Raw genomic sequence first — 16,700 nt, forward strand, 5'->3', positions numbered from 1 at the left:
ACGCCGCCGGCAGTCTCCGCCACGGTGGCCGGCGACCGCGACCAGGACGGCAACTACATCGGTACGGCCACGGTGACCGTCACGGCCACCGACGCCGCATCGGGCGTGGAAACCGTCGAGTACCAGGTCGATGACACGAGCTTCCTGCCGTACACGCAGCCCGTGCCGGTCACCGCCGTTGGCGACCACTCGGTGCAGTTCCGCGCCACCGACCAGGCGGGCAACACGAGCGAGGTCGGCTCGGTGTCGTTCCGGATCGTCGAGCCGAGCGATGAGGACACCACCCCACCGGTGGTGACGGCCGACCTGGCCGGCGATCGGGACGACGACGGCAACTACATCGGTACGGCCACCGCCACGCTGGCCGCCACCGACGCGGATTCGGGTGTCGCCTCGATCGAGTACTCGTTGGACGGGGCCGCCTTCACCGCGTACTCCCAACCGATCGTGGTCGCCGAGGCCGGCATGCACATGCTGCACTACCGCGCGACCGACGTGGCCGGGAACACGTCGGCCGAACAGATGGCCCACTTCACCGTCGTCGAGCCGCAGGCCGAGGACAGCACCCCGCCCACGGTGTCCGCCACGGTCACCGGCGAGCAGGACGACGACGGCGCGTACGTCGGCCGTGCGACGGTGACCATCACGGCGACCGACGACGACTCAGGTGTCGCCTCGATCGAGTACGCGGTCGACACCGCCGCCTGGACCCCGTACGCCGGACCGGTCTCCGTCCGTACCACCGGGGCGCACACCCTGCGCTACCGGGCGACGGACGTCGCCGGGAACGCCTCCGCCGAGCGGTCGGCGACGTTCACGGTGGTCGCGGACGGCACCGACGCCTGCCCCGACTCGGACACCCGGGCCAGAGTGATCATCGACGGCGACGACACCGGCGTCGCCAACGTCGACACCGGCGACGGCTGCACCATCAACGATCTGATCGACGAAGGCGCCGCCTACGACGGGCACGCCGCTTTCGTCCGGCACGTCGAAGCGGTCACCGCGACCCTGGTGGCCGGCGGCACCCTCACCCTGCGGCAGCAGGGCGCCATCGTCCGGGCCGCAGCCCGATCGGACGTCGGCGCATGAGTCACCGAACCTCATCGACAGGGAGTACAGCGATGCCCAGACGTACCGTCGCCAAGCTGGCCACCGTGAGCGCCGTCATCACCGCCTCGGTGCTGGCGGTGGCGCCCAGCGCGCACGCCGACCTGGTCACCCACTGCATCGGCACCGGTGGTGCGGTGACGGTGCCCAACGACCTGTACGTGCCGGCCGGCGAGTCCTGCGCGCTCACCGGCACCACGATCACCGGAAACGTCACCGTCGCCGCCGGCGGCAACCTGGTCGTCACCGGTGGCAACGTCAGCGGCGAGGTACGCGTCGCCGCGGACGGATACCTGGACGCCACCGACACGACGATCGTCGGCCAGGTGGTGCTGGCCGCCGGCGGTTACGGCGCCTTCCTGAGGGACGCCCGGACCGGCAACGTGACGGTGCGGCCGAAGGGGGCCGCGACCATCGACAGCTTCCTGTTCGTGGAGCAGTCCACAATCGTCGGTACCGTCAACGCCGGCGCCGGTGAGGTCCGGCTCGACCGCGGCACCCAGGTGGAACGCAACCTCACCACCACCGGCACGTACTACACCGATGTGCACGACTCGTTCGTCGACGGCACGCTGTCGGTGCTGAACAGCGCCACCGGCAGCGTCGTGTGTGGCAGTGCGGTCCGGGGCCGGGCCACCTTCTCCGGGAACCTGGGTGGGGTGCAGGTGGGCCCCAACGGCACCCTCGACAGCTGCGCCTCCGGCGGCTACTGGGGCCGGGACGTCAGCATCACCAACACCACCGGCGGCGTCACCGTCGACGACAACATCATCGACGGCACGTTGACCGTGACGTCCAACAACCCGGCTGCCCAGGTGGCCGCGAACAACCGGATCCGCGGCGGCGTGACCGGTGACCAGGCGGTTGCCACCACCTCCCGGTCGGCCCGGTCCGCGGCCGTCGCGGACCGGGAGGACGCCGGAGCGCAGCGGGCGGAGGCCCGCCGTACCTCCGCTTACCAGGAGGCCGCCGCGGCCGGTGCGGCGCGTCTCTAGGTAGTTCCCCGCGCGGGGTCACGGGCTGTCCGGCCCGTGGCCCCGCGCGGCTGCCTTGTTCGCGTGGCCATTGCGGGCCTGGACATGGGCCGTGCCGCGATCGTCGTCGAACGGACCGACGGGGGTCGGTGCAGACACCGCTGCAGCGCGGCGACCTCTTCCGCCCGTTCACGTTCCGGCCCGAACTGGGCCGGTTGGCCACCTGGCCGGAGCACTACGACGAGATCCTGGCGACACTGCAGGCACATCTTCGTGAGGCGCGCCGCCGGGGGCAGGCGCCCGGCACCGGGCGACCAGCGCAGCCTTCCTCCGCCTCCGATGCCCGGCCGACGTCCACATCCGCCGGAGCCCGCTGGACAGGCGCGTCCCCCGGTCGGCAAACCTCCGACAAGCGGCGCGACATCCATGCGCTCACCCGGCAACACCAGCGGGGCGCGCTCACCGACGCCGAGTTCGCCGCGAAACTCGCCAAGATCCACGAGAGGGGCTGACGCGACGCCCGGCATGGTCCTTCGATGAGCGATATACCTCAGGGGCATATTTATGCCTCAGAGGTATATCGCTCACAACAGCGACCGCTCGGAGGGGGCGGCCGCGACGAGATCGCGTCGCTGGTCAGGATCGCCGACGCATCGGCGGGTCATTGGGCGACCGCAGCTGTCGTATCGTTCCGGCATGGCGCAGCCGGTGTGGGCGGACGGTGACGCGTACGAGGCGTACGTGGGCCGGTGGAGCCGCCCGGTCGCGGCCGATTTCCTGCGCGGGCTGGACGTACCGCCCGGGAGGCACTGGCTGGACGTGGGCTGCGGCACGGGCGCGTTGACCTCGACGATCCTCGCCGACGCCGACCCCGTCCGGGTGATCGGAGTGGACCGGTCGGCCGGGTTCGTCGCCAGCGCGCATGCCCGGGTCGCCGGTGGTCGGGCAACCTTCCAGGTCGGGGACGCCCGCGCGTTGCCGCTGTCCGACCCGGCCGTGGACGTGGTGGTCAGCGGTCTGGCGCTCAACTTCGTGCCGGAGCCGGCGCGGGCGGTGGCCGAGTTCGCCCGGGTGGTCCGACCGGCGGGTGCGGTGGCGGCCTACGTCTGGGACTACGCCGACGGCATGGCGATGATGCGCCACTTCTGGGCGGCCGCCGCGCAGCTCGACCCGGTCGCGGCGGGGCTGGACGAGGGGCACCGCTTCACGGTGTGCCAGCCCGACGCCCTCCGGGAGCTGTGGGTGGACGCCGGTCTGGGGCAGGTGTCGGTCCGGCCGGTCGAGGTGCCCACCACCTTCACCGACCTGGCCGACTACTGGACGCCGTTCCTCGGCGGGCAGGGCGCCGCTCCGACGTACGTGACGACGCTGGCCGACCCGGCCCGCGCGGCCCTGCGGGACCTGCTGGCCGCCCGGCTGCCGGTGGAGCCCGACGGCTCGATCCGGCTCACGGCACGCGCCTGGGCGGTCCGGGGCACCGCGCCGCAGTGACGGCCCCTGCCGGGGGTCCGTTCTCCGCCGGGCACATTGCTGAGCTAGATTCAGGTGCCTCGAAGAGGCACCTGACCTGCGGCTGCACCGCTTCGCGTTGCCGGCACGACGGCCGGTGGGATCGGTGACGACGGGGGTACGTGGTGCAGGGCCGGGCGGCGGAACGCGACCGGATCGACCGGATGCTGGGTGACGCCCGGGCCGGCGCGAGCAGTGTTCTGCTGATCCACGGCGGCCAGGCCCGCCGGTTCATCGCCGCCGCACAGGTCGCCGCCGACGCTGGCCAGGACGAGCGGGGCGGCCGGCTCGCGGCGATGGTCGAGGCGGCGCCGCAGGACCCGGGCCTGGCGGCGGACCTGGCGCGGGTCCGGGCGGTGGTGGAGCTGGGGTACGGCAGCCCCGACGTCGCCGGCCGGATGCTGCTCGACTGCGCCGACCAGATCGGCGCCCAGCGGCCTGACAAACTCCCCGCGCTGCTGGTGGACGCTCTGCACGCCGCCTTCTCCTCGGGAAACGCGGAGCTGATCGCGGCGGCCGCGGAACAAGCCCCCTCCGAGCCGGTGCTGGCCGTGCCGGCCCGCCTGCTCGCCGACGACGTGCCCGGTGCCCTGCGCGCGCTCCGATCGCTCGTGGCGGCGCGCGGCCGAACCGACACCGGGTTCATGGACCGGCTGATGACCGGGATCTACTGCCACCTGGCCGCCGATGACGAGATCGCGTACGAGATCGCGGCCGAGGCGGTCGAGCACTGCCGGGACAACGGCATGGGCGGGTGGCTGCCCACCGCACTGCACCTGCTCGCCCGGGTGGAGCTGACCCTCGGGCGGCTCGACGACGCGTCCGCGCACGCCGCCGAGGGGATGCGGCTGGCAGAGGGGTACGACCTGCGCCACCGAGCCGCCCACGTGCGTGCCGTCCTGGCGGTCCTGGCGGCCGTACGGGGCGAGGAGGAGCAGACCGGGCGGTTGGCGGGCGACGCGATGGCGTACACGCAGCCGCGCGGCGTCGGCCGGGCAACGGCGGACGCCCTGTGGGCGCTGGGCCTGCTCGACCTGGGCCTCGGCCGCGCGGACGTGGCGCTGCAACGGTTCGAGGCGGCGCGAGTGGCCTCGGGTCACCGGTTGTTCGGCGCGTTCCTGCTGCCCGATCTCGTCGAAGCGGCAGTACGCGCCGGTCGACCCGAGCGGGCCGCCGAACCGGCGCGTCTGCTCGACGAGTGGGCCGAGGCCACCGGCCGTCGGGCGCTCGCCGCGCTGGCCCACCGCTGCCGTGCCCTGACCACGCCGGACGCCGAGGCGGAGCAGCACTTCGCCTCGGCCGTCCGGCTGCACGGCGACGGCAGCGCCTTCGATCAGGCCCGCACCGGGCTGCTCTACGGGGAGTGGCTGCGCCGCGCGCGCCGGAAACTCGAAGCGCGCGGCCACCTGCGGGACGCTCTCGACACCTTCGCGGCGCTCGGCGCCGAGCCGTGGGCCCGGCGGGCCGGGGCCGAGTTGCGGGCCAGCGGCGAGGTGGCGGAGCCCTCCCTGGGCGGACCGCTCAGCCGGCTGAGCCCCCAGGAACGCGAGGTGGTCCGGTTGGCCGCGACGGGCGCGACCAACCGGGAGATCGCCACGCAACTGTTCCTGAGCCCACGCACCGTGGGGCACCACCTCTACCGGGCGTTTCCCAAGCTCGGTGTCACCTCGCGCACCGACCTCGCCTCGATGCTCTCGTCATGACTCGGGCGCGGAGTAGAGCAATCGGATCTGCGCGACCCGGTAACCGGCGCGCGCGAACGCAGCGGCCATCGGCACGTTCGTCGTGTCGGTGGTGGCCGTGATCAGCTCGGCCCCCTGCTCGGCGTGGAACCGGGTGATCTCGGCGAGCACGTCGTCGATGTAGCGACGCCCGCGCAGCTCGGGGACGACGCCCAGGTAGCCGACGTTGCGGTTGTACGGCGTCGCGGACGGAATCGCCAGCCCGGCGAGCGTCCCATCGGTCGTGTGGACCAGCCGCCACCACGCCCGCTCGCCCGGGCAGTCCAGGTAGAAGTCCATCTCCTCCCGGGCGGTGACCTCCGGGCTCTTGACCGCCAGGTTCCGGCGGGTCTCCCTGTCCAGGCTGCCCACCGCGATCCGGCGGAACACGTCGAGGAACTCGTCGTCGGAGCCCTCGGAGAAGACGAGCCTGCCGCTGGAGGTGGGCACACCAACCTCGGGCGTCCACTCCAGCCGCAGCCGCTCCACCTCGTCGGTCAGCCCGACCGCGAGCGCCGCGTCCCGCCGCCACGCCACCGCCGCCGCGACGGGCTCATCGTCCCGCCAGTCGTTGGGCAGGGTCAGGTTGTACAGCGGAGGCTTCGGCGCGCCGTCCCGCGCGAACGCCCGCAGGCCCGCGGTGAGCAGACCGACCGCGACCCCCGTAGGGTCGGCGACCGACGCGTCGACGTGCAGGCAGTCCAGGGCGACCGGGTGGGCGCTGGACGCCTGCCCCCACCACAGCGCGCGGCCGACCACCCGCTGCTCGTCCTCGGCGATCCAGGTCCACTCCGGCCGGTACATGCCCTGACCCAGTTCGTCGAGGTAGCGGTCAGCGTCGATCGTGCTGACCCCGTCGTCGATGGGAAAGCCGGTGACCCGGTCGAGGTCGGCCTCGGTGGTGGCGCGGAACAGCATCGGTCCTCTTTCAGTGCTTGACATAGGTGGAGATGGTCGTGCCGGTGTTGAACACCCGGGAGTCACGCAATGCGAAGCTCGCCACGGCGAAGGGCGCCCGGAACAGGGGAATGCCGGAGCCGAGGACGACCGGGTACCGCTTGATGACCAGTTCGTCGATCTCGTCCACGAGTTGGCCGGCGAGCGTCGCCCCGCCGCAGAGCCAGATGCCCATCCCGTCCTGGCGCTTGAGCGCGCGGACGAACTCCGCCGGCTCGTCGGCAACGATCTGCACCGACGGATCGCGCTGGTCGAGGGTCCGGGAGAACACGTACTGCCGCAGGTGGGCGTACGGGCTCGTGACGCCGATGGCCAGGGCAGGTTCGTAGGTTGCGCGGCCCATGAGGACCGTGTCGAACGTGGTGTTCGCCGCCGCGGCGATCCCAAGCGGCTCCCGCGCGTGGGTTGGCAGGGTCTCGGAATAGTCGGCCAGGATGGCCGCGGCCAGATCCCCCTCGAACGCGAAGAAGTCGGACCCGCCGTCCGGCGCGGCGATGAACCCGTCCAGGCTGGTGGCGATGTAGTACGTCAGTTTGCGCACGTCAGATGCTGCTCCTTGAAGATGATGTTGACAGCTGGAACGCTAGTCGGCTCACCGGCGGCCGGCATCGGTAGCAGCGACGTAACGTGACCGAACGGCCTGGTCGTCGCGTACAGCGGTACCGCCCTCGACGTCCTGTTCGGCCAGGATGACCCGGAGCACGCCGTTCGGCGCCGACGACCTCAGCGGGGGAGCTGGTGACCGTGGTGTGGAGCGCGGTCGGGGTGGATCGTCACTGGTCGACGACCGCCGCGATGGCGGCGCGCTGTGGCCACGTCTCGTCGGTCATGCAGTCGGTGAGGCAGGAGAGGCAGAAGGCCAGCGGCCAGGAGGCGCTGTGCCGGTTCTCGGTCGGTAACAGGGTCAGTGGTGCGTCCGGGTCCCACTCGGAGGTGGGTGGCACGTGGACGGCCAGCACCTCACCGACGTACGGCCGTTCGGCCCACCGGACGGTCCGGCGCAGCACCTGCTCGGCGGTGACCTTGAGCAGGGTCACCGTGCAGAACTCGGGAGTGCCGCCGCGGCTCATCCACCGGCCGTAACCGAGGACGCCACTCTCGGCGATCTCGTTCGGTTCGAGGTGACACTCCTCGCGCAGCTCCCGCAGCGCGCCGCCGATGACGACCTCCTGCAGGCTCGGCGCGGTGGGCGTCGCCGACGCGTCCTGCGGTTCCAGGGAACCGGAGCCGGAGGGGGCGATGAGCCCCGGGCTGCCTACGTTGTCCCGGGTCTGCGCGACGAGCAGCAGCTGCCCGTCGATGGTGAACGCCAGGGTGGAGACCCCCACGACGTTGGCCAGCCGGCTGTCGGCGAACCCCCGCAACCGGCCGCGATGGTCGAGGATGAGGTCTCGCCCGCGCAGCGCCAAAGTGTCCCGGCCGGCCTCGTAGACGTCGTAGGCGGCGAGCAGGTTGCTGCAGAAGAAGTCGAAGTACCGCGCGGGCCGTAGCGTGACCACCCGGTCGTCGGTGCCGGTCGGCAGGTCGGCGGCGAGGCCCAGCACTGCGGCGTTGTGCATGGCCGCGGTGCGGGCGTGCCGGGCCAGGAAGTCGAACGACCAGCGTCGGAGGTCCCGACCGAGCAGGTAGCTCGTCGGCGTCACCTCGCAGCGGATCCGTAGGTTGCGCAGCCGGGCACTCTCGGCGATCCGGACGACGCCGGTGCTGTGGGCGTTCTCCAGCACCCGCTTGGGGTCGGTGGCCTGCTCGGCGATGTCCCGGTAATCGTCGCCGTCGCGCGGGTGGAAGCGGAACTGCCGGGCCCGTCGGCGGTTGCCGCAGATCTCCATCGCCGAGACGAGCGCGCCGGCGGTGGCCGCCGCGACGCTGAGCGCCAGCGGTGGGTTGTGCACGGCGGTCGCCACGCTCAGGGCCGCCAGGCCGACGCCAGCGGTGGTCAGGCGGTACCGCCACAGGCCCTGACGCCAGATGCTCATCGTCGTGGTGACTCTTCTCGCCGTCTTGAGCACTCGGCACCTTTTCCGGTCGCGCCTGACGGAGACGACCGCATGGTATCCGCAGCGGAAACCCGCACAATCCAGCCGAGTTGCCGTCCAAGCTTGCGAATGTGTCCGCTGAACCCCGGCACGCCGCGCCGGAGCGCCGGACAGCCGCCCTGGTCACGGCCAGGGTCCGTCGGTAGGCGCGTCCCGGGCGCTGTCGCATACCGGACAAGACGGTAAAGCCCCTGGTAGAGCACTGTTGGGGCAGGTGGAGAGGCTGCGGATGGCGGGCCACATCCCAGTCCTCCGGCCCGGCGGGGACAGCACCGTCCGCACCGGCGCCGCCTTCACCCAGCCCGGCCTCGCCGCCGTGGCGGACACGGCACAGCCGCCGGCCTGACCACGCGTACGGCCATCGCCCATCGGGACAGGGTCGTCTACACCCCGGCAGCATGGCGACGGCCCGGCGACCGAAGCAGAGAGAGGGCCCCGACATGGCCGCTCCCGCCGCGATCGCAGCCCTGAGCGCATCCGCCTACTCGCCGGGTGACCAGATGCTGCTGACCGTCACCTACTCCGACACCGACACGAAACCGCTGACCGTCACCATCGTGGTCACCGACGCCCAGGGCAACAGCAGCGCTCCCGTCAAGGTCACCGCGGTCATCGACCCGCTCACCCTGACCGTCACCGACGACTCCGGACGTACCTGGACGCGGGTCTCCGACAACGGCTCGGTCGCCGTGTACCGGGGGGTGGCGTGATGCCCCGGGTCACCGTGCAGGTCCGCGACGCCGCCGGACACACCGCGACCGCCACCGCCGACTACGCCCTGAACCAGCCGGTGCTCGGTGGCTACTACCTCTCCGGCGGGGCCGACCCCACCGCCGACATGGCCGGCGGCAACTTCCGCTCGCTCACCCAGTACCGCAGCTTCGCCGACGGCTACATCTTCCCCGGCTACAACCGGCCCTGGCTGACCAACCTGGGCAAGGCCGGGGTAAAGATCAACATGGTTCTGGAGTTGAAGCACTACGGCGCCCCGAACGCCGGGCCGCAGAGCTTCACCGTGGACGGCACCAGCTACACCGTGCCGGGGCCGTCGATGATCATCCAGCAGCGCCCCGGCACCACCTGGCCGAAAGCGTACGGGTACGGCCAGGTGCTCAACGGCCAGTGCGACGGGTTGCTCCACCGCGCACTGGCGCAGTACCGCACGCTCGGGTTCGCGGTGAACATCCAGCTCGCCTCGGAGCTGGACACGGACCACGAGTTCGGCACGACCGAGGGCAGCAAGGCGTACACCTGGGCCGAGTCGGACGCCCGCGCGGTGCAGGCGACGAACTACATCCTCACCTGGTTCAAGGCACGGACGCTGCCCGCCGGCACGACGTTCTCAATCGGCCTCGGCGGCTTCGACCGGGCCTGCTTCCAGCGCACCCACCCGGAGGCACTGATGTCCCGGCTGGACTTCCTCCAGTGGAACGTCTACGCCACCAACGCCAACGACACCGCGCTGTCCCGGTTCCGTCGCACGAAGGACTGGGCGGTGGCGGACCTCGGGCCGGTGGCGCTGTCCCGGCCCGTGATCATCGCGGAGTGGGGAGTGCGGTCGGCCGAGATCCCGAACCAACCGGCCTGGATCGCCACCGTCCCGGCGGCCGTCGCCAAGCTCAACGCCGAGCGTGGACCCCGGATCGTGCGGACCAACTACTTCAACTCCGGGTGGGGCACCCTGTCGCCGAAAGCGGCCGGGTTGGCCGCCCTCCGGACCGCGTACGCCACCCGCCCGTACGTCTGACCGGGCCGGAGTTCGTACCGGCTCGGTGGCAGGCGACAGCGTCGCCGGGTCAGCCCTTGTCGAGCCGGCCGGCGTACGTGTCGCGCAGCTCGGGCCAGCCGAAGTCGAGGGCCTCGGCCCCCCGGATCGGGCCGACCGGGTCGCCGTCGAGCAGCCGGTCGGCCACGTCGAGGCAGAGGTGCCAGCCGGCCGCGACCATCGGCAGCATTCCCGGGTCGGCGGCGGTGTGCCGCAGGGTGAGTCGGGTGCCGGTGCCCAGCGGGCTCAGCTCCCAGCGCAGCAGGTCGTCGCCCCAGGTGTACTCGAGCAGGTGCGGCGGCTCGGCCCGACGGACCGTCGCCGAGGCCGGGATGGCGGTTTCGCCGTCGACCATGGTGAGCACGGCGGCGCCGGGGACGCCGAGGTCCCGGTCGGCGAGGAAGGGCGCCCACTCGGCGAGCTGTGCCGGGTCGGTCAGCGCCGCCCAGACGGTGGCCGGCGGGTGCCGCAGGTCGCGGACGAAGACCAGCGTGGCGCCGCCGTCTGCGGGCTCGGCGCGCACCTCGCCAGGTGGGCTCGGGTGGAAGGCGTTGCGGTCCATTCACTGCTCCTGACTGTCGAGGTGTCGTTCCAGGGCGTCCAGGTGCCGGTTCCACAGCCGGCGGTACGGGTCCAGCCATCCGTCGACCGCTCGCAGCGGGCCCGGGTCGAGGCGGTAGATGCGTCGCCGAGCGGCGATCCGGCAGGAGACGAAGCCGGCCTCGCGGAGCACCCGCAGGTGCTTCGAGACGGCCGGTTGGCTGACCCCGAGGCTGTCCACCAGCTCGCCGACGCTGCGCTCCGCGTCGCGGAGCTGGTCGAGGATCCGGCGCCGGGTGGGCTCGGCGAGGACGGTGAAGACGTCGGCGGACACCACCTCAATATGCCCCAGTGGTTATATGACTGTCAAAGCATATGAGCGGCGCCCGCCGTACCGGAGCGGCACCGGGCCCGGCTTCCTATGCTCGGGGCATGGAATTGCGGATCTTCACCGAACCCCAGCAGGGCGCCAGCTACGACCAGTTGCTCGCCGTGGCACGCTGCGCCGAGGACGCCGGCTACGGTGCGTTCTTCCGGTCCGACCACTACCTCATGATGGGCGAGGTGACCGGTGATCCCGGCCCCACCGACGCCTGGACCACCCTCGCCGGCCTGGCCCGGGACACCAGCCGGATCCGGCTCGGCACCCTGATGACGGCTGCCACCTTCCGGCTGCCCGGCCCGCTGGCGATCACCGTGGCGCAGGTCGACCAGATGAGCGGCGGCCGGGTGGAGCTGGGCATCGGCACCGGCTGGTACGCCGACGAGCACACCGCGTACGGCATCCCGTTCCCCGCCCTGGCCGAGCGGTTCGACCGGCTGGAGGAGCAGCTCGAGGTCATCACCGGGCTCTGGGCCACGCCGCCGGGGGAGCGGTTCGACCACGCCGGCCGGTACTACCCGATCAGTGACTCGCCCGCCATGCCCAAGCCGGTTCAGCAGCCCCGCCCGCCGATCCTGCTCGGCGGGATGGGTCCGAAGCGGACCCCCCGGCTGGCCGCCCGCTACGCCGACGAGTTCAACCTGCCGTTCGCGTCGACGGCCGACACGGCGGCGCAGTTCGACCGGGTCCGCGCGGCGTGCGCCGAGATCGGTCGGGACCCGGCCGAGTTGGTCTGGTCCAACGCCCTGGTGGTCTGCTGTGGCCGGGACGACGCCGAGGTGGCCCGCCGGGCCGCCGCCATCGGCCGCGACCCGGACGAGCTGCGGGCCAACGGCGTGGCCGGCACGCCCGCCGAGGTCCTCGACACCATCGGCCGGTACGCGGAGATCGGCAGCCAGCGGATCTACCTCCAGGTGCTGGACCTCAGCGACCTGGAGCACCTCGAGCTGGTCGCCAGCGAGGTGATGGCGAAGCTCTGAGCCCGCTCACGAGCCTCGGTGAGCCCCGCCGCCCGTCCCGATCATGCCCGGGTCGCGCAGCACGGTGTCCAGCCGGCCGTCCCGATCGCTGTCCACATAGGTGACGTCGGCTACTCCGTCGCCGTCCAGGTCGACCTGGACGATGTCGGCGACGCCGTCGCCGTCGAGATCGGTGGCCACCTCCACTGAACCGTCCAGATGCCGGGTCACGATCGACCGCGGCTCGGCGCCGGGGGCGCGTGGCGGAGGCCCGGGCGCCGGCACCGGCGTCGGTGCTGGCGCGGGTGCCGGTGTCGGGCGGGGCCCGGGCGTGGGTGCCGGATGGCTCTGCGACCGGGCGCCCGGCGGGGCGCTGGCCGGCTCGACACCACTGCCGGTCGGGTCCAGCTCCTCCTCCGAGGGGAACACGTCGCCCCGCGGGGCTGGATCACGGTAACTGCTCATGGGCGTAGGGTTCCCCGACGATGGCGAGAACAACCGTGCCCGATCGTCCGGTGTCCTTGGCTCCCGGTCTGTCGGACGATGCTGGGACCGACGCCACGGTCATGAACGGGGGTCCGAGCGTGGAACTGCGCCGGAGTCGGGGGGCCCTGGTGCTCGCCCTGGTCTGCGTACTCGGTGGGGTGGTTCTGCTGGCGATGCCCCGTCACGACGCCCTGCTACGGACGATCATCGCGGTGGGCGCCGTCGCGCTCGGCGTCGTGGCCCTGTTCAGCGCGTTGCGGCCGTTCCGGTTCGGGATCGGCGCGGACGGGCTGACCATTCGGCGACCGGGCCTGCGCCGGTCGATCCGGTGGGCCGAGGTGGACACGCTGGTCCTCGACGAGCCACCCCGGCGGGACGGCCGCCCGGTGCCGCCACGGCTGCTCCTGGTGCCCGTGCCGGGTGTGACGCTCGGGCCACCGGTGACCGCCCGCCATCCCGTCGACGGCCGGCCAGCCATCGAGCTGCTCGTCCTCGACCAGGTCCGGGAGCAGCCGGAGCAGGTGTCCGCCGCGCTCACCCGCTACGCCGGCGACCGGTTCGTGGACCTGCCCGCGCTGCGCCGCGCCGCCTTCACCGAGCCGGACCTCACCGCGAGCCTGCGCGGCTACCGGATGGACCAGGTCGACCAGTTGATCCGGCGCGGCCAGGACGCCCTGGTGTCCGGGGACGCCCAGACCCGGCTGGCGGCCCGCGTGGAGATCGAACGAGCCCGCGCGGTCGGCCTGCCGATCGCCCAGCGCGGTTACACCCGACTCCAGGCCGACCCGGCGCTGGACGCCCTCGTCGCCGCGTTGGCCGACCACCCGTCCACCGATCGGGAGACCACATCGTGATCGCACCGGGACAGGGCGGCCCCTCGGCCGCCACGGTCGACGCGCCGCGTCGGAACTGGGCCGGCAACGTGCGCTACGCCGCGCGGGCGTTCCACCGGCCGACCTCCACCGACGAGCTGCGTCGGCTGGTCGCCGCCAGCTCCCGGATCCGGGCGGTGGGCACCGGGCACTCCTTCAACCGGTTCGGGGACACGACCGGCGACCTGGTCACCCTGGCCGGGCTGCCTCCGGCGATCGAGGTGGACGCCGAGCGTGCACGGGTCACCGTCGCCGGCGCGCTGCGCTACGGCGACGTCGCCCAGCAGTTGCACGCCCAGGGGTACGCGCTGGCCAACCTCGCCTCGCTGCCACACATCTCGGTGGCCGGGGCGGTGGCCACCGCCACCCACGGCTCCGGTCAGACCCACGGCAACCTGGCCACCTCCGTCGCCGCCCTGGAACTGGTCACCGCCGACGGCGACCTGCTGCGCGTCGACCGGGACACCGACGGGGACACGTTTGCCGGCATGGTGGTCGGGCTCGGCGCGCTCGGCCTGGTCACCCGGGTCACCCTGGACGTGGTGCCGGCCTTCGAGCTGCGCCAGTACGTGCGGCTCGACCTGCCCCGGGAGGCGCTGGACGAGGCGCTCGGATCGGCGTACAGCGTCAGCGTGTTCACCGACTGGCGCGGACCGCGACTGCGCGAGGTGTGGCGCAAGCAGCGGGCGGACCAGCCGCCGCCCCCGGCGGACTGGCTCGGCACCACCGCCGCCGACGAGCCGCGCCATCCGGTGCTCGGGATGCCGGCGGAGAACTGCACCGAGCAGCTCGGTGCGCCGGGCCCGTGGCACGAGCGGCTGCCGCACTTCAAGCTCGGGTTCACCCCCAGTAGCGGGGACGAGCTCCAGTCCGAGTACCACCTGCCACGGGCAACCGCGGCCGAGGCCCTCGCCGCCCTGGACGACGTGGCGCACCTGATCGCTCCGGTGCTCCAGGTGTGCGAGCTGCGTACGGTGGCGGCCGACGAGCTGTGGCTCAGCCCGAACCACCACCGGGACAGCATCGCCGTGCACTTCACCTGGATCGGCGACCCGGTCGCGGTGGCCCCCGTGTTGGGGGCGGTGGAGGAACGGCTGACGCCGTTCGCGCCGCGTCCGCACTGGGGCAAGGTCTTCACCATCGATCCGGCCGCGCTGACCGCCCGCTATCCCCGGTACGCGGACTTCACCGCCCTACTGGCCCACCTCGACCCGACGGGCAAGTTCCGCACCACCGAACTGGACACCTACTTCCCCCGCTGATCAGCGGGGTGCGGCCGGCGTGGGTTGGTTGGTGCGGAGGGTGCCGCGTTGGACGGCGCGGCTGATGTCGCTGGGCGAGACGATGCCGACCAGCCGGCCGTCGGTGACCACCAGGGCGCGGCCGTCGGCGCACTCGCTGAGCCGGGGGAGCAGGTCGTTGAGTTCCTCGCCGGGCTGGGCGAGGACCAGCTGGTCGGCCCGGCAGGCCACCTCGGCCAGCGTGGTCGACGCCCGCCGGTCAGCCGGTACGCCCCGCACCCGGTCCAGGGTCACCAGGCCGGTCGGCCGGCCGTCGTCGGTGAGCGGCAGCGCCGAATGCCGGTACGCGAACAGGTAGTGGTCGACGAAGTCGGCGACCGTCATCTCCGCCGAGGCGGTCTGCGGCTGCGGGGTCATCACCTCGCCGACCCGGATCCCGCGCAGCGCGCTGCCGGTGCGGGCCTGCCGCTCCTCCATCCCGGCGGCCCCGATCAGGAACCAGCCGATCAGCGCCAGCCAGAGCCCGCCGAAGCCCACCCCGGACAGGAACTGCCACAGCCCGAGACCGATCAGCAGCGCGCCGAGCACCCAGCCGGCCCGAGCGGCGACCACCGACGCCCGGGTGCGGTCACCGGTGGCCTTCCACACGGCCGCGCGCAGCAGCCGCCCGCCGTCCAGGGGCGCGGCCGGCAGCACGTTGAAGACCGCCAGCAGCACGTTGATACCGGCCAGCCACGCCATCACCCCGAGCAGCAGGCCACCCTGCCCGGCCAGCGCGAGCAGCGCGGCGATGACGCCGAAGAAGGCTCCGAGCAGCAGGCTGACCAGCGGGCCGACCCCGGAGATCCGCAGTTCCGCGCCCGGGTCGCGGGGCTCGCCCTTCAGCTCGGCCACCCCGCCGAACAGCCACAGGGTGATGCCCCCGACCTGCAGGCCGTTGCGCTTGGCGACGATCGCGTGCGACACCTCGTGGGCCAGCAGGCCGACGAAGAAGACCACCGCCGCGGCCAACCCCGCCAGGGTGTACGCCACGGGCGAGCGGTCGGGGTAGGACCGGGGGAACTGATTGGCCGCCAGCCCCCAGGCGATCAGCGCGAAGATGACCAGGACACTCCAGTTGACGCCGACCGGTACACCCGCGATCCGGCCAAGCCGGAAGCTCGCCCTCATTTCTCCCCGTTACCCGCGCTCGGCCCGCCCATGCGCTCGAGAGCCCGCCGGCGCTGTGCAAGGTCAGCGGCGCGGGCTCTCGCTGGCGATGGTCGCCTCCCGGGGCAGCGCAGCCGCCCGTAGCGCCCAGTCCAGCGCGTAGTCGGCGATCGGCTCCCAGCCGTCCTGTCCGACGGTGAAGTGTGACCGGCCGGGGAACTCCTGGTACGCGGTGAGCGCCCGGGACTTCTGGTAGAGCGTGGCGTTGGCGCGGACCACCGACGGCGGCACCACGTGGTCGACCTCGCCGGCCATCAGCAGCAGCGGCGCGCGGTCGTCGCGCCCGGCGTCGACGCGGGCGGGTGAGCGCGGGTCGAGGTTGGCGAACGCGCCTTCGAAGTACACCCGCCCCGCACCGGGGACGGCGTAGCGCTGCCAGGCCCGGTCGGAGTCTTCGCGGCTCATCGCGTTGCCGAACGTGTAGGCGAAGTCGTCCTGGGTGAACGGGACGGCCTTGTGCCGGTTGGCGGGGCTGCGCAGGATCGGGAAGCCGGAGCGCAGCTGACTCAGGGGCACCTTGAGCACCCCCTTCACCTGCGCGGGGTGCACTCCCACCGCCGCCGAGCCGAGCCCCCGGTCGACCAGGAGTTGGGTGATCAGCCCGCCGAACGAGTGCCCCATGATGATCGGCGGTCGGGGCAGCGCCCGGATGATCCGATCGTAGTGCGCGACGATCGTGGCGATGCTCTGCTCGGCGATCGGCCGGGGATCGTCGCGCAACTGCTCGACGGACCGGTCCATCCCGGGCCAGGCGGGGACGATGACGTGCATGCCGCGCGCGGTGTACCGCTCGGCCCAACCCTCCCAGCTGCGGGGGGTCATCCAGAGCCCGTGGATCAGCACGATCGTGTCGGTTCGGCCCTGCGGCGTGGCACCCATCGCGTTCCCCCTGTCGCGGCGTCCGGCCCGGCGGTTACCCGCTCCTGCGGGCGTCACGCT

18 protein-coding genes are annotated in these 16,700 nt (G+C 72.6%); 10 read left to right on the forward strand and 8 right to left on the reverse strand.

What is annotated here, in order from left to right:
- Positions 1-24 precede the first annotated feature (24 nt).
- The 5 genes from ACFYPS_RS08980 to ACFYPS_RS09000 all read left to right on the forward strand — a co-directional run bounded on the left by ACFYPS_RS08980 (position 25) and on the right by ACFYPS_RS09000 (position 5,296).
- Positions 25-1,092 (forward strand): chitobiase/beta-hexosaminidase C-terminal domain-containing protein, encoded by a 1,068-nt coding sequence (locus ACFYPS_RS08980; RefSeq protein ID WP_387323976.1) that lies wholly within the window; start codon positions 25-27, stop codon positions 1,090-1,092.
- A gap of 32 nt (positions 1,093-1,124) precedes the next feature.
- Positions 1,125-2,105 (forward strand): hypothetical protein, encoded by a 981-nt coding sequence (locus ACFYPS_RS08985; RefSeq protein WP_354965510.1) that lies wholly within the window; start codon positions 1,125-1,127, stop codon positions 2,103-2,105.
- Between the two features lie 128 nt (positions 2,106-2,233).
- Positions 2,234-2,596 carry a hypothetical protein gene (locus tag ACFYPS_RS08990; protein ID WP_387323723.1) on the forward strand — a complete coding sequence of 121 codons (363 nt, stop codon included), beginning with the start codon at positions 2,234-2,236 and terminating at the stop codon, positions 2,594-2,596.
- Positions 2,597-2,780: 184 nt separating this feature from the next.
- The gene (locus ACFYPS_RS08995) at positions 2,781-3,575 is read left to right on the forward strand and encodes a class I SAM-dependent methyltransferase (protein WP_354965508.1); all 795 of its coding nucleotides are present in this window, start codon (positions 2,781-2,783) and stop codon (positions 3,573-3,575) included.
- Between the two features lie 143 nt (positions 3,576-3,718).
- Positions 3,719-5,296 (forward strand): LuxR C-terminal-related transcriptional regulator, encoded by a 1,578-nt coding sequence (locus tag ACFYPS_RS09000; RefSeq protein ID WP_387323726.1) that lies wholly within the window; start codon positions 3,719-3,721, stop codon positions 5,294-5,296.
- Here the strand turns inward: ACFYPS_RS09000 and ACFYPS_RS09005 are convergent.
- From ACFYPS_RS09005 to ACFYPS_RS09015, 3 genes are all read right to left on the reverse strand, one after another.
- The gene (locus tag ACFYPS_RS09005) at positions 5,291-6,232 is read right to left on the reverse strand and encodes a GNAT family N-acetyltransferase (RefSeq protein WP_354965506.1); all 942 of its coding nucleotides are present in this window, start codon (positions 6,230-6,232) and stop codon (positions 5,291-5,293) included. The genes ACFYPS_RS09000 and ACFYPS_RS09005 overlap by 6 nt on opposite strands.
- A gap of 10 nt (positions 6,233-6,242) precedes the next feature.
- A complete protein-coding gene (locus ACFYPS_RS09010; protein WP_354965505.1) occupies positions 6,243-6,812 on the reverse strand; it encodes a dihydrofolate reductase family protein in 570 nt (189 codons plus the stop codon).
- Positions 6,813-7,044: 232 nt separating this feature from the next.
- Positions 7,045-8,247, reverse strand: coding sequence for a hypothetical protein (locus ACFYPS_RS09015; RefSeq protein ID WP_354965504.1), 1,203 nt, complete (start codon positions 8,245-8,247; stop codon positions 7,045-7,047).
- A gap of 500 nt (positions 8,248-8,747) precedes the next feature.
- On the opposite strand from ACFYPS_RS09015, the gene ACFYPS_RS09020 reads away from it, so the two are divergent.
- Both ACFYPS_RS09020 and ACFYPS_RS09025 read left to right on the forward strand, forming a co-directional pair.
- Positions 8,748-9,017 carry a hypothetical protein gene (locus tag ACFYPS_RS09020; RefSeq protein WP_354965502.1) on the forward strand — a complete coding sequence of 90 codons (270 nt, stop codon included), beginning with the start codon at positions 8,748-8,750 and terminating at the stop codon, positions 9,015-9,017.
- On the forward strand, positions 9,017-10,054 hold the full coding sequence (locus ACFYPS_RS09025; RefSeq protein ID WP_354965501.1) for a hypothetical protein: 1,038 nt from the start codon (positions 9,017-9,019) through the stop codon (positions 10,052-10,054). Before ACFYPS_RS09020 ends, ACFYPS_RS09025 begins: the two co-directional genes overlap by 1 nt.
- Positions 10,055-10,103: 49 nt before the next feature.
- Here ACFYPS_RS09025 and ACFYPS_RS09030 read toward each other — a convergent pair whose 3' ends face one another.
- Positions 10,104-10,634: an SRPBCC family protein gene (locus tag ACFYPS_RS09030; protein WP_354965500.1), complete on the reverse strand. Its 531-nt coding sequence runs from the start codon at positions 10,632-10,634 to the stop codon at positions 10,104-10,106.
- Positions 10,635-10,946, reverse strand: a complete 312-nt coding sequence (locus tag ACFYPS_RS09035) for a metalloregulator ArsR/SmtB family transcription factor (RefSeq protein WP_354965499.1) — start codon at positions 10,944-10,946, stop codon at positions 10,635-10,637.
- Between the two features lie 98 nt (positions 10,947-11,044).
- Between ACFYPS_RS09035 and ACFYPS_RS09040 the strand changes: the two genes are divergently transcribed.
- Positions 11,045-11,974: an LLM class F420-dependent oxidoreductase gene (locus tag ACFYPS_RS09040; protein WP_354965498.1), complete on the forward strand. Its 930-nt coding sequence runs from the start codon at positions 11,045-11,047 to the stop codon at positions 11,972-11,974.
- A gap of 6 nt (positions 11,975-11,980) precedes the next feature.
- Here the strand turns inward: ACFYPS_RS09040 and ACFYPS_RS09045 are convergent, their stop codons facing one another.
- Entirely contained in the window at positions 11,981-12,418 is a 438-nt protein-coding gene (locus ACFYPS_RS09045) for a hypothetical protein (RefSeq protein ID WP_354965497.1), read from the reverse strand.
- Positions 12,419-12,519: 101 nt separating this feature from the next.
- Between ACFYPS_RS09045 and ACFYPS_RS09050 the strand changes: the two genes are divergently transcribed.
- Together ACFYPS_RS09050 and ACFYPS_RS09055 are read left to right on the forward strand one after the other, a co-directional pair.
- Entirely contained in the window at positions 12,520-13,293 is a 774-nt protein-coding gene (locus tag ACFYPS_RS09050) for a hypothetical protein (protein ID WP_354965496.1), read from the forward strand.
- On the forward strand, positions 13,290-14,573 hold the full coding sequence (locus tag ACFYPS_RS09055) for an FAD-binding protein (RefSeq protein WP_354965495.1): 1,284 nt from the start codon (positions 13,290-13,292) through the stop codon (positions 14,571-14,573). The genes ACFYPS_RS09050 and ACFYPS_RS09055 overlap by 4 nt, the downstream gene beginning before the upstream one ends.
- Here the strand turns inward: ACFYPS_RS09055 and ACFYPS_RS09060 are convergent, their stop codons facing one another.
- Both ACFYPS_RS09060 and ACFYPS_RS09065 read right to left on the reverse strand, forming a co-directional pair.
- Positions 14,574-15,722 (reverse strand): site-2 protease family protein, encoded by a 1,149-nt coding sequence (locus ACFYPS_RS09060; RefSeq protein WP_354965494.1) that lies wholly within the window; start codon positions 15,720-15,722, stop codon positions 14,574-14,576.
- Between the two features lie 63 nt (positions 15,723-15,785).
- Positions 15,786-16,640, reverse strand: a complete 855-nt coding sequence (locus ACFYPS_RS09065; RefSeq protein WP_354965493.1) for an alpha/beta fold hydrolase — start codon at positions 16,638-16,640, stop codon at positions 15,786-15,788.
- Positions 16,641-16,700 lie beyond the last annotated feature (60 nt).

Origin of the sequence: Micromonospora sp. NPDC005087, from assembly GCF_042872965.1 — a bacterium.
Taxonomy (GTDB): Bacteria; Actinomycetota; Actinomycetes; order Mycobacteriales; family Micromonosporaceae; genus Micromonospora.